Source organism: Paraburkholderia sp. SARCC-3016 (assembly GCF_031119615.1).
In the GTDB taxonomy this organism is placed as follows: Bacteria; Pseudomonadota; Gammaproteobacteria; order Burkholderiales; family Burkholderiaceae; genus Paraburkholderia.
Map to the genome: position 1 here is coordinate 66578 of NZ_JAVHZD010000014.1, position 12603 is coordinate 79180.

Below are 12603 nucleotides of genomic sequence, written 5' to 3' on the forward strand. Positions count from 1 at the left end.
GCCAATGGCAAAAATCATTGTGGTGACTTCGGGCAAGGGTGGCGTAGGCAAGACGACCACGAGCGCGAGCTTCTCGTCTGGCCTCGCGTTGCGCGGCCACAAGACCGCCGTGATCGACTTCGACGTCGGCCTGCGCAATCTCGACCTCATCATGGGCTGCGAGCGCCGCGTGGTGTACGACCTGATCAACGTGATCCAGGGCGAAGCGAACCTGAACCAGGCGCTGATCAAGGACAAGAAGCTCGAGAACCTCTACATCCTGCCGGCCTCGCAGACGCGCGATAAAGATGCGCTGACCATGGAAGGCGTGGAGAAGGTGATCAACGACCTCGTTGCGATGGACTTCGAGTACATCGTGTGCGACTCGCCGGCCGGTATCGAATCGGGCGCGCTGCTCGCGATGCACTTCGCCGACGAAGCGCTGATCGTGACGAACCCGGAAGTGTCGTCGGTGCGCGACTCGGACCGCATTCTCGGCATCCTGTCGTCGAAAACCAAACGCGCGATCGAAGGCAAGGAGCCGATCAAGGAGCATCTGCTGATCACGCGTTATAACCCCAAACGCGTCAGCGAAGGCGAGATGCTGTCGCTGTCGGACATCCAGGAAATTCTGCGCATCGATCTGATCGGCGTGATTCCGGAGTCCGAGGCGGTCCTGCACGCGTCGAACCAGGGCCTGCCCGCGGTACACCTCGACGGCACGGACGTCGCCGAATCGTACAAGGACGTCGTGTCGCGCTTCCTCGGCGAACAGAAGTCGCTTCGCTTTACCGATTACCAGAAGCCAGGCCTGCTGCAGCGCCTCTTCGGCACCAAGTAAGGGAGGCGCACGTATGTCGATTCTTTCGTTTTTGCTGGGCGAGAAGAAAAAATCCGCGTCGGTAGCGAAGGAACGCCTGCAGTTGATCATCGCGCACGAACGTGCCGGCGGCCGTGCCCCCGCCGATTATCTGCCGGCGTTGCAACGTGAACTCGTCGCCGTGATTTCGAAGTACGTCAAAATCTCCGACGACGATATCCGCGTCAATCTCGAGCGTCACGACGATCTCGAAGTACTCGAGGTCAAGATCGAGATCCCGCAGGCCTGACGCAACTCCTTTGTTTTTCCCGCTTGCGGCGACACGCCGCAAGCGCCGCTATTGCCTGGGTATTGCCTGGCTATTGCTTGGGTATTGCCTGGGTATTGCCCGGGTGTTGCCAACGAATTGCCGTCCGTTCGTATCCTCGTTCGCATGCAAATGCGCGGGCAGCCGAAATAATCGGTTGCATTTCAGCGCATGCGGTAACACGCCCGTTGTCGGCGTTCCTGTCACCTCGCGCATTAGAGCAATAACGCCGCGATTCGGCGCTTATCGGAGAGGTGAAAAAGTGAAAAAGTCTTCTCGATTGCTCATGCAGTTTGCGCTCGCCGTGGCGGGCGCGTCGGCTGCCGTCCTCGCGTTGCCGTCGGCGGCGTCCGCGGCTGTCATCGTGGTCGCGCCGAACGCGCCGCCGCCCGTGCGCTATGAACGGGTGCCGCCGCCGCGTGCGGGCTATGTCTGGGACCGCGGACACTGGCGCTGGTATCGCGGAAGCTACGTATGGGTGCCCGGACACTGGCGGGCTGCGCGAGCCGGGTATCGATGGATTCCCGGACACTGGGTTGCGCACGGTCCGAACTGGCGATGGGTGCCCGGGCATTGGGGTTGATCGACTCGCGGCTAAGGACACGGCGGGGCACACGCGCGCAGGGTGCGACCCGTCCCGGCCGGGCCTGGGTCATAGCGTGCTCCCGGGCTTTGCCGTCGGCCGCTCAGCGTCGCGGCGTATCCGCGTCCTCGTCCTGTTGCGTCGCGGCGCGACCAGCGTCGTTGCTGCCGTCGCGCGCATCGGCCGTTGCGTTGCCGTTCGCCGTTGTTTCGTCATCGTTCGGATCCGAAGGCGCCGCATGCGCGAGCGGCTCCGGCACATCGTGCGAGGCCGCCGCGCCCCCGGCAGCAGCGGACGGCGACGGCGGCGTCATATAGCGCCGCGCGAGCGTCTCGTAGAGCGGCGGCGTGAAGAAAGCCGACACGCGGCTCGAGATCAGCGCGGTCGCCATCAGCGAGATGACGAGCGCGTGCCCGTTGATCATTTCGACGACGATCACGAACGACGTGATCGGCGATTGCGTGACGGCGGCCATATAGCCGACCATCGCGAGCGCGATCAGCATCTGCAGCTGCATGCCGTGAAACACCGTATGCAGCACGTTGCCGAAGCCTGCGCCGATCGACAGCGACGGCGCGAAGATGCCGCCCGGAATGCCGGGCAGGTACGAGCCGACCATCGAAACCATCTTCAGCAGCGGATAGAACATCGACAGTTGCTCGCGGCCATCGAGCAGGCCGCGCGCTTCCGCGTAGCCGCTGCCGAACGTCGTGCCGCCCGAGATGATGCCCACCACGGCGATCACGAGGCCGCACAGCGCCGCGAACGCTACCGGACGCTCGGCATTGAGCCTGACGAGCGGCGTGGGCAGCCAGCGCGACGTATTGAGCAGCAGCCAGCCGAAGATGCCGCCCGCGATACCGGTTACCACTGCGGTGAGCAGTACGGCCAGCGCGAGCGTATCGGGAAAATGCGCGCCGACTTCGATCGTGCCGAAGTACGTGTAGTTGCCATTGAGCCCGAGCGCGATCACGCCGGCGATGATGATCGCGGTAATCAGCACGCCGCTTGCGCGCGCTTCGAAGCTGCGCGTGAGCTCCTCGATCGCGAACACGATGCCGGCGAGCGGCGTGTTGAATGCGGCCGACAGGCCCGCGGCCGCGCCTGCGAGCACGAGCTGGCGTTCGATCATCGCGGTGGAGCGCGGGTAAAAGCGCCGCAGGTTGAACATCAGCGCGGCGCCGACCTGCACGGTCGGGCCCTCGCGGCCGATCGTGAAGCCGCCGAGAATGCCGAGGAACGACACGAGCACCTTGCCGAACAGAATACGCAGCGTGAGGAGCCGCGCGCCCGTTTCGGCTGGCCGCGTATGCAGTGTCGCGATTACCTGCGGGATGCCGCTGCCTTCGGCGCCGCGGAAGAAGCGCCGCGTTAGCCATGCGGCGGCCGCGGCAACGGCGGGCGTGACGAAGAGCGGCAGCCACGGGCGCTCATGCTGCTGCTCGAGAAACGTGTTGTAGCCCCAGTCGATGAGCCGTGCGTAGTAAACGGCTGCGAGGCCGACGGCGATGGCGCCGAGCCAGAAGATGCCGTACTGGCGCCAGAGTCGCTTCGTACGCCGGACGATGTTCGACGACAGCGGGATGGATGTCCTCAGCATGGCGTAGGCAAATATGCGCAAGCAACGCGGGCGGTGGCGAAGCGTGAATTATAGCGGCGCATGATGCGCGCCGTATTCCTGAAAGCCCGTTGAACTGCGTTGAGCGCTGCCCGCGCGCGTGTGCGACGCACCAATGTTTGCGCTGATCGGCGCGGCGCCCGTGGCTTTTCCGCTCGGCTGTTCGCACGCGGCGGCCCCGCGTGCACGGGTCGGCTAAAATCCCGGGTTAGGCGCGAGCCTGATCGGGCACGCGTTCCGCGCGAACACGCTCGCGATCGGGAAGCCACGCGCCGCGCATGCGCGTTGCTCCGACGGCCGGCAGGCCGGCAACGCCGCGAGAAAGAGGGTCATCAATGAAGCGAATTCTAGTCGTCAAAGTCACGTCACTGGGCGACGTCATCCAGGCGCAGGCGGTCGTGGCCGACCTCAAACGCGCGTTTCCGGGCGTAGCGGTCGACTGGGCCTGCGACGAGGCGCACGCGGAAGTCGCGCGCTGGAACCAGAGCGTCGACCGCGTGTTGTGCGCGCCGCTGCGCCGCTTCAAGAAGGCGCGGCACTGGGCCGACTTCAAGGCGATTGCCGCATCGATTGCCGAACTGCGCGCGTATCGCTATGACGTGGTGGTCGATATCCATGGCGTCTACAAGAGCGCGATCATCGCGTTTCTCGCGCGCTCCAAAGTGCGTTTTGGCTATCACGCGAAGAATCTCGGCGAGCAGGGCGCCGCGTTCGCTTACTCGCGCCGCTTCGTGCCGCGGCGCGATGCGAATGCATGGCAGGGCATGCGCGATACGGTTGCGGACGCGCTCGGTTATCGGGCCGATGGCCCGGCTGTCTACAACCTGCGTATTCCGCCCGCCGCGCAGCCGGTCGTCGACGCGGGCGGCAGGCCGATCGCGGTGCTGTTTCACGCAACATCGAAAGACGACAAGAAATGGCCGATCGCGTCATGGGTTGCCGTGGCCGCCGATCTCGTGCGGCGCGGCTTTTGTGTCGTGTTGCCGTGGGGTTCCGAAGGCGAGCGCAAGGAAGCGGAGCAGATCGTGGCCGAGGTGCCGCAGGCGCGGGTGCTGCCGCAGCTGAGCGTAACCGGTATCGCGCAGCTCGTCGATGTATCGGCTTTCGTGATCGGTGTCGATACCGGCTTCGTGCATCTTGCTCACGCGCTTGGCAAGCGCACGGTGATGATTTTCATTGCAACGTCGCCGACGCACTTCGGTAACGAAGCGCCGTATCGGTCGACGTCGATCGGCGATGGCCATTCCGTGCCGCCCATCGAACGCGCGATCGAGGCGATCGACTACGTGCACGGCAGTCCGCCTGCGCAAGGCGAGCCGCGCAAGATGCCGACGCGCTCCGTTGCCGCGCCCTGACCTTTCCTGCCTTCGCGAATCGCGCACGCTCGAAACGGCACGCAACGAAGAGACACGCAGCGAAAAGAAAAAGAGGCGTAGCGCGCGGTCGTCCGATTCGATGGGCGACTGAATCGCTACGCCTCGAGAACGCTCGCGCTGTCACGCGGGCGGAGAGGAAACACTGCAATGAACAAACAATCAGGCACTGCACTGATAGAGACTGTGCTGCGTGCACGGAGTTCCATCTGACTTGAGCAAGCCCCTCGATGCGCGATCGACGCAGGGATCGATGCGCGATCGATGCGTCAAAGCGCATTACACGCTTGTTAAAACTGTCGCTTTTGTTTGATCCGGAAGCAACGCTTTAGCAAGCTCACGAGCCTCATGGCTCGCTCGCGAGGCGCGCTGATGCATCAACGGCGGGCTTCGATGCCCATTCTTGCCGCATCACGCGCGGCGCGCGGCATCGTCCGTGTAACAGATACTCCAAGGCTGCTTACAAATTGCAACGGTCCCCATTCTGACGTTCGTGTTCAATCGGAAACATTCGAGATGCACTCGAATAACGATACCGACTCGATGGGAGAACGCTGTGAAACGAGAAGTGAAACGCCTGGTTGCGATGTTGATTGCAGGTGCGTTGCTGGCCACTGCATTGGGGGGGTGCGTCGTCGTGCCGTACGACGGCGGCGGATATCACCATCACGGGTATTACTACCGGTGATGCAGTCCATCGCGTGGCCGGCGTGATGACCGACAGGGAGGCGGCATGATGCCGGCCGCTGTCGCGATGGCTGGTCCCGGGCGCAAGACAGTGCGCCCGGGTTTTTTCTTCGCTTTACATCAGTCGCGCATCGCGCGTTTCTCGCATGCAGATCACGCCGAACAGGCTGACGAGCGCGGCCACCGACACATAGCCGCCGACCCACGAGAGTCCGCCGTGCGCGGCAAGCAGTTGCGCGATATACGGGGCAACCGACGCACCGAGTATCCCGCCGAGGTTATATGCCACACCTGCGCCCGTGTAGCGGACGTTGGTGGGAAACAGTTCGGGCAGCAGCGCGCCCATCGGCGCGAAGGTGACGCCCATCAGGAACAGTTCGATGATGAGGAACAACTGCACGAGCGGCATCGAGCCGCTGCCGAGCAGCGGCTCCATCGCGAAACCCGATGCGACCGCAGCGAGAATGCCGACGATCAGCACGGGCTTGCGGCCGAGGCGATCGATCGCCCAGGCGGACAGCGGCGTCGCGAGCGCCATGAACACGACCGCGACGCACAGCATGCCGAGAAAGCCCTGACGCGTGAAGTGCAGCGCCGACACGCCATACGACAGCGAGAACACGGCCGAGATGTAGAACAGCGTGTAGCAGACGACCATCGCGAGCGAGCCCAGCAGCGTCGGCCACCAGTAGCGCGAGATCAGCGTCGCGACCGGCACGCGCACGCGCTCGTGCCGTTCGATTGCCGCGCGAAACGCGGGCGTTTCCGCGATCTTCAGCCGGACATAGAGACCCAGCGCGACGAGCACGGCGCTGACGATAAACGGTACGCGCCAGCCCCAGCTGCGGAACTGCTCGTCCGAGAGCGACAGTGCGAGGCCGAAGAACAGTCCGTTGGATGCGAGAAAGCCAACCGACGGACCCAGTTGCGGGAACATGCCGAACCAGCCGCGCTTGCCGGCCGGCGCGTTTTCCGTGGCAAGCAGGGCCGCGCCGCCCCATTCGCCGCCGAGACCGATGCCCTGGCCGAAGCGCAGCACGCACAGCAGGATCGGCGCGAGGCTGCCGATCGTGTCGTAGCCGGGCACGAAGCCGATCAGTGTGGTCGACAGCCCCATGACGAGCAGCGACGCGACGAGCGTCGACTTGCGGCCGACGCGGTCGCCGAAGTGACCGAACAGGAACGAGCCGATCGGCCGCGCAATGAAGGCGATGCCGAACGTGACGAATGCCGACAGCGCCTGCGCCGTGGCCGACCCATGCGGGAAGAACACCGGGCCGATCACGAGCGCCGCGGCGGTCGCGTACACATAGAAATCGTAGAACTCGATCGCGGTGCCGATGAAGCTCGCGAAGATGATGCGCGCCGTGCCTTGTTGCTGCCCGAGGTTCGGGCCGGTGCTTGAAATCGGCGGTGAGGACATGCGTAAAACTCCGTATCGATGGTGCGACCGCGTGCAGGCGTGTTCGACGTATGGATCGCACGATACGCGCTGCCGGCCGTAGTGTCGGCGCACCGTTGCTGGATTGACATACCGCGTTCAGGCGGATTGCGATGTGTGGTCTGCCACAGGCGGCCGCGATTGCGGTGCGGCCTACCTGTCGGACTACTGCCGGTTTGGGCAGCGTGCCAGACGATGCAAAAAAACGGGCGGGCGAACGCGCGGATAACGCGGCACGCGACCACCTTGCTATCCGGCGCAGGCGGATCACCGTGCGGCGAAAGCGATACCGGAGGGCTCCGGCAGGGAGTGGCCAAATTATATCGACAGCGAGGCGCTGCGACATTAAACAGCGGGTTTCGTCTGGCTTTCCTCGTTTGCGGATCGTCTGTTGTGCCTTTGCGTCAATCGAGGGTTTGCGCTTGCGGTGCGGCAAAGGTGCGTAACTGGAACTTGCCGTTATCGTTGAAGAGCCAGTCTTCGAACAACTCGAGGTGGCCTGCGCGGTCGAGCAGTTTTGCGGGTGGCTGCGGCAGCGGTGCGGCGCGGCGCAGCGTCGCGAGCGCGGTGCTTTCCGCTTCGTCGTCGCCGTTCGTGCGATAGACGGACGACGCGACGATCTGCCCGCGACTGTCGACGACGAACGTCACGACGACGAGCGAGCGCAGCATGGCCTGCGGCACTCCTTGCAGAACGTACGATGGATTGCGCTCCATGATGCGTCTTGCGACGGCACCGCGATACTGGTCGAGTGTGGCGCTGTTGATTGCCGCGAGCGGTACCGTTGCAACCGGGCGTTCCGGAGGGGTGAGCGTACACGCGTAGGCGAAAAGCGAAAGCAGCAATGCGGATGCGCGCGCGGCCGAAAGCGCGCGTGGAATGGAAGAGCTGTAACCGGTAAAAATGGCGCGGCGGTGGAGATGGAGATCGGGCATCTTCGATTCCTGCTGCGGCGTGAAGCCGCTCACAGCGATCGTAGCGCAGGCGCACCGCAATTCAATAGATGTTCGTCCGGATGAGAGGGGCAACGAACGGTTGCTTGCTCGCGTGCGCGGGCGCTGCGAGGCTGTTGCGAGGCGATGCGCTAATGACGTCCGCCCCCGCCCCCGCCCCCGCCGTGCCAGCCACTGCCCCCGCCGCCGTGCCAGCCGCCACCGCCATGCCATCCGCCGCCCCCGCCGTGCCAGCCGCCGCCGTGTCCGTGCCAGTAGCCGCCGTGGCGATAGTAGCCGTGTCCGTAGTAGCAACACCCTCCGCCCCAGAAACCGATACTGAAGCTACCGAAATAGGGGTACGCGTAAGGGTAGTAACCGGGGCCATACGCGTAGGGATAGGCATATGGGTAACCATAGGCGTAACCGGGGGCATACGCGTCGTACGGGCCGTACGGATAGCCGTAGTAATAGCCGGGAGCGGCGACGCAGCCTGCGAGAAGCGCAGCCGCCGCTCCGGCAACGAGAGCAGTTTTGAGCATTACAGCCTCCTTCCTCCGGATTGGGAAAGGCGATGCAAGGAAGGGTTGTCTCAATTGTATCGGCGCTTCGCCGATGCTGCTTGGGCGCACGCAGCGCCGCTCGCGTGTGCGGGCCGAGCGCCGCGTCATGAATTCGCGCGGCGGGCGCTACGTATCGCCTGTCTTGCCGTGCGTAACCGCGGCTATCTCAAGAGGTCGTATCGAGACGCTGTAGTGCGCAGAAATTCTCGGTGGGAACAACCGGCTTGGGGATTCGTTCTGCAATCCGAATGACTGGGACGTCCCCCTGCGTTTTATGCGCCCGATGACGGGCCGGAAAAGACAAAGCCCGTAAGTCGATGACTGTACGGGCTCTTGCATGCGCAGTGGCGGAGGGCGTGTCCGCCATAATTAGATTTGTGTGGATTCGGATAGATAAGCTGTGTACCTTTACCAACAAGGGATTGAAGAAATATCTTGTCTAACTCTACCTAGCCAGGTACCCTCCAATCGAACCGCTTTTGGCGGGTAAATTGGTGGGTTCAAATGCCGAAGATTGCAAAGGAGCTGGGCGCGTTGGCGGTGTCGAGGCTGAAAGAGCCCGGCATGCACGCAGTCGGCAAGATACCTGGGTTATATCTGCAGGTTTCCGATAAAGGATCGAGATCGTGGATCTTGCGCGTGACGGTGGGAACGCATCGACGCGAGATTGGCCTCGGCTCATATCCGGCTGTCCCTCTCAAGGATGCTCACGCAAAGGCGCAGGCCGAGCGCGATAAGGTGCGCAGAGGTGTTGATCCAGTGATTGAGCGGCGGGCCGCAGAGAGCGCTCTACGCGTCGCGCAGGCTTCAGAAATCACTTTCGCTGATGCCGCCAAGCGGTTCATCGACGATCACTCCGAAGGCTGGAAAAACGCGAAGCACGGCGATCAGTGGAAAAACACGCTGGCTCAGTACGCCGAGCCTGTGATCGGGAAGATGTTTGTCCGGCATATCACTCGAGATCACGTACTCCAGGTACTCAAACCTATTTGGACGTCGAAAACTGAGACTGCATCTAGGTTGCGCGGACGCATCGAGAACGTGCTCGATTGGGCGCGCGTGATGGGGTATCGATCCGGAGAGAATCCTGCCCTTTGGCGAGGCAATCTCGATCATCTGCTCGCCAAACCGTCGAAGATCAAACAGGTGCGGCACCATCCTGCCCTCCCTTATCAGGAAATGGGCGATTTCATGACCGAGCTGCGCGCGATCGATGCTACTGGCGCGAAGTGTCTGGAATTCACCATCCTGTCAGTGGCACGTTCAGGTGAATCCCGCGGCGCGCGTAAGTCGGAATTCGACATCAGGACTGGCGTTTGGATCGTTCCGCCTGGGCGCATGAAATTGAAAAAGGAGCATCGCGTACCGCTTCCCAAGGCCGCCATTGATCTGTTGCTCGCATTGCCGCACATAGACTGGGAAAGCTCGGAGGACTGCCTCGTCTTCCCGAGCCCGCGCGGCAAGGTGTTAAGCGACATGACGCTTCTGATGGTCGTCCGCCGGCTCGGCGCCGCCGCGACGCCGCACGGGATGCGCTCGACTTTTCGCGACTGGGCAAGCGACATAACAAATCATCCGCGCGAATTGATCGAGGTAGCGTTGTCGCATGTACCCGGCGATGCGAGCGAAATGGCGTATTGGCGTAGCGATGTGCTCGAGCGCCGCCGGCAGATTATGGAAGATTGGGCGCAGTTCATCTCACGGCCATACAAAACTGACAATGTCTTGCCACTTCAGAGGCAGGCCTAATTGCAATGAACCAACTACAAATCGAACGCTTGCGCTTGCACCTCGGCGCGGCCTTGATATTTCTCTATCGGGCACAATCCCGATATGCCTTTGACGCCGATGTCCAGGAAGCGCATGCGGCGGTACAGGAGGCTATAAAGCGTCTTGGTCCGCTGGACGACTGCGATACGGACTGAATCGATCAAACCGCGCCTAGGCTGATCCCCGAAAACCGGCTCCCTCGCCGGCTGGCGCGGTTCCAGAATGAGGGCTGTTGCGTGAGGGCGCAATGACCAAGAGAAAACCAATCCCGGACGACATCAACGCACGAAATAAAGAGTTCTGGGATCGAGTCAAAGACCAAGTCGCGCCGCTGGTGAAAGACTCGAAACTGATAGCGGATGTAGTTGATGCGCAAACGCAGACTGCGGCACGCTGGCGCGGTGTTGGAGGCCTCAATTCACTCGAAGCTGACTTGCTTTCTGAGCATGCTCGTCGCAAGGACAGGCTTGCCCTCGAGGAGCGCGCGAAGCTCGGCGACAAAGGTAAGAGGACTCTCGATCAGCAACGGGAAAACCAAAAGAAAGCTACGGCGGTCGCGACCAAATACCACTCCGAAGACAAGGCCAAGTGGCAAGAGATTGCTGACGGACAAGACCTATCGGGCAAATCGAAGAGCCATAAGGCGAAGGTCATTGCGCGTCGACTTGGCTTGCCGCCTGAAGCGGTGAGCACTATCCGCAAAGTTATCGACTGAAGTTTCTGGCAAGCCCTTTAGGTTTGCCAACGCTGAAAACCTAACCTGCTGACAAGCCGTAACAAACGCGGCGAAACCTGATTAGACGAGGTTTAAATGTCAGCAGTTCAAGCATCCCTCCGCGGGCTGCGTCCCGCAAAGGCCGCCGAGAAACTCGGCATCGGCCTGTCCACTCTGTGGCTGAAAACCAAGAACCAAGCCGACTTTCCGAAGCCTGTAAAGATTGGTCCGAGCACCACGATCTTTCTCGAACACGAACTCGACGCGTATATCGCGACGTGCGCCGCCGCTCGCAAGGTATAAGGAGCGGAGCGTATGACCACCCGAAACAACAAGGGCCGCGACTCCGGCAAGAGCGCGACCCCCAAGACCACCAAGGTCAATGATAGAGACATGTCGGCCGCCGCGCAATGCAAGCGCGTGCTCGAATATCTCAAAGCTGACGGCCAGACAACCTACAGTCTGCGCGCCAAAGGCATCAGTCATCCCGCACAGCGCATCCAGGAGCTTCTGAGGCTCGGTTATCTGATCGTCTCGCATCGAGTAACGGCGGTCGATTCTGACGGCTTCTCTCATGCCAACGTCGCGCGCTATACCTTGGTCGATCGCGAATACGACCTCATCGACATGATGGAGGCCGCGTGATGTATGGCAAGAGAAGACAAAAACTGGACCGGAGTAGCGCATGTTCGAGTGCGGCTCGACGTACTGAATTCGCCAGCATGGCGCGCTCTGAGCTTCACGGCGCGCGCGCTGTACATGGACATGCGAGCCAGTCTTCGATCGACGAACAACGGCGATATCAACGCTGCACTTGGCACCTTAACGCACAGGGGCTGGAGTTCGCGCACAACGATTCTGAAGGCTGCCGGCGAGCTGGTGGCGCTGGGCTTCATCGCGAAGACGCGACAGGGCATGGGCGGCCCTACACACGGCTCATGCAGCTTGTTCCGATTCACGGATGTGCCGACTTACGAGCACGCGAAGCTGGGCGTAAGTGCATGCAAGGCGACATGCGATTTCCTGGCCTTTCAATCAGTGGCAGATGCGGAGCGAGCCCTGAAGGAATGGGCGGCCAGCGAGGCAACGTCGAAGGCCAGAAAAACAAAATGACCCGACAGAATCTGGACTCGACATGTACAGATTCTGGACTCGACCTGTCCAGAAAATGGACTCGATACCCTTTCTCGCGTACAGATTCTGTACTCGATAAATCTTCTCAAAGTCTTTCCAGTAAAGGCCGAAGCCCTAATTCGGCTGATTACCGCCTCGCGTCCATTTTCTGTACACCTTTAATACTACCAACCCATAGCGGGATTAAAGGGCGATGCGAAGGGGTGCAGGAATGAGCGACACACAGACCAACGCCAGCATGTGGGCAGCGATCGAGGGCGTGATGCGGAATGACCCGCACCAACGAAGCCCCCTGCAACGAACGCTGCGGGCGAAGTTGATCGCGCAGGACTCCAGGGGTAGCGAAATCAGCGTACGGCTGCTCACACGTGTCCGCAGCCCCGCCTATGCGGACGTACTCACGCTTCGCCACGGTGACCGCGTGCGCGTTATCGGGTCGATGGCTATGTCACCCAATCCAATCGTCGGCGAGCTTCCGCAAATCGTAATCGACGTAGACAGTGCCGTGCGTCTGGAAGGCGCCGAACGCATCAGGCACTCACTTTTCAAGCGCCTTATTAAACGACTCTTTTGGAGCAGCAAATGAACCTTTGGCAAATCACCAGCAATGGCACGGTAGTAGTTCAGAACGTTTCGCACGCAATCGCCTGGGATCTGGTCCAGCTATTGGAGACGACCTGG

Annotated in this window: 15 protein-coding genes; 11 read left to right on the forward strand and 4 right to left on the reverse strand. The window is 61.8% G+C overall.

The genetic code is table 11. The features are described 5' to 3' along the window. Positions 1–4: 4 nt before the first annotated feature. The 3 genes from minD (at position 5) to QYH69_RS15645 (ending at position 1689) form a co-directional block, all read left to right on the forward strand. Entirely contained in the window at positions 5–820 is an 816-nt protein-coding gene (gene minD, locus QYH69_RS15635; RefSeq protein ID WP_075157893.1) for a septum site-determining protein MinD, read from the forward strand. 13 nt (positions 821–833) lie between these two features. Then, positions 834–1088: a cell division topological specificity factor MinE gene (minE, locus tag QYH69_RS15640; RefSeq protein WP_075157892.1), complete on the forward strand. Its 255-nt coding sequence runs from the start codon at positions 834–836 to the stop codon at positions 1086–1088. Between the two features lie 304 nt (positions 1089–1392). Next, positions 1393–1689 (forward strand): YXWGXW repeat-containing protein, encoded by a 297-nt coding sequence (locus tag QYH69_RS15645; protein ID WP_308832881.1) that lies wholly within the window; start codon positions 1393–1395, stop codon positions 1687–1689. A 103-nt stretch (positions 1690–1792) separates the two neighbouring features. On the opposite strand, the gene QYH69_RS15650 is transcribed toward QYH69_RS15645, so the two are convergent. Continuing rightward, entirely contained in the window at positions 1793–3289 is a 1497-nt protein-coding gene (locus QYH69_RS15650) for a chloride channel protein (protein WP_308832772.1), read from the reverse strand. 353 nt (positions 3290–3642) lie between these two features. Here QYH69_RS15650 and waaC point away from each other — a divergent pair, with 353 nt between their 5' ends. Then, on the forward strand, positions 3643–4662 hold the full coding sequence (waaC, locus tag QYH69_RS15655) for a lipopolysaccharide heptosyltransferase I (protein ID WP_308832773.1): 1020 nt from the start codon (positions 3643–3645) through the stop codon (positions 4660–4662). 820 nt (positions 4663–5482) lie between these two features. Here the strand turns inward: waaC and QYH69_RS15660 are convergent. The 3 genes from QYH69_RS15660 to QYH69_RS15670 form a co-directional block, all read right to left on the reverse strand. Next, complete coding sequence (locus QYH69_RS15660; protein WP_308832774.1) at positions 5483–6790, reverse strand: MFS transporter; 1308 nt, start codon at positions 6788–6790, stop codon at positions 5483–5485. A gap of 422 nt (positions 6791–7212) precedes the next feature. Then, a complete protein-coding gene (locus tag QYH69_RS15665; RefSeq protein ID WP_308832775.1) occupies positions 7213–7743 on the reverse strand; it encodes an energy transducer TonB in 531 nt (176 codons plus the stop codon). A gap of 149 nt (positions 7744–7892) precedes the next feature. Beyond that, positions 7893–8282: a hypothetical protein gene (locus QYH69_RS15670; protein WP_308832776.1), complete on the reverse strand. Its 390-nt coding sequence runs from the start codon at positions 8280–8282 to the stop codon at positions 7893–7895. A gap of 525 nt (positions 8283–8807) precedes the next feature. On the opposite strand from QYH69_RS15670, the gene QYH69_RS15675 reads away from it, so the two are divergent. From QYH69_RS15675 to QYH69_RS15705, 7 genes are all read left to right on the forward strand, one after another. Further along, positions 8808–10052 (forward strand): integrase arm-type DNA-binding domain-containing protein, encoded by a 1245-nt coding sequence (locus QYH69_RS15675; RefSeq protein WP_308832777.1) that lies wholly within the window; start codon positions 8808–8810, stop codon positions 10050–10052. Between the two features lie 5 nt (positions 10053–10057). After that, positions 10058–10228, forward strand: coding sequence for a hypothetical protein (locus QYH69_RS15680; RefSeq protein WP_308832778.1), 171 nt, complete (start codon positions 10058–10060; stop codon positions 10226–10228). Between the two features lie 92 nt (positions 10229–10320). Then, the gene (locus tag QYH69_RS15685) at positions 10321–10788 is read left to right on the forward strand and encodes a hypothetical protein (protein WP_308832779.1); all 468 of its coding nucleotides are present in this window, start codon (positions 10321–10323) and stop codon (positions 10786–10788) included. Positions 10789–10884: 96 nt separating this feature from the next. After that, positions 10885–11091, forward strand: coding sequence for an AlpA family phage regulatory protein (locus QYH69_RS15690; protein ID WP_308832780.1), 207 nt, complete (start codon positions 10885–10887; stop codon positions 11089–11091). A 12-nt stretch (positions 11092–11103) separates the two neighbouring features. Then, complete coding sequence (locus tag QYH69_RS15695) at positions 11104–11433, forward strand: helix-turn-helix domain-containing protein (RefSeq protein WP_308832781.1); 330 nt, start codon at positions 11104–11106, stop codon at positions 11431–11433. Positions 11434–11436: 3 nt separating this feature from the next. Beyond that, positions 11437–11901: a hypothetical protein gene (locus QYH69_RS15700; RefSeq protein WP_308832782.1), complete on the forward strand. Its 465-nt coding sequence runs from the start codon at positions 11437–11439 to the stop codon at positions 11899–11901. Positions 11902–12133: 232 nt separating this feature from the next. After that, the gene (locus tag QYH69_RS15705) at positions 12134–12508 is read left to right on the forward strand and encodes a hypothetical protein (protein WP_308832783.1); all 375 of its coding nucleotides are present in this window, start codon (positions 12134–12136) and stop codon (positions 12506–12508) included. The last annotated feature ends 95 nt before the right edge of the window (positions 12509–12603 follow it).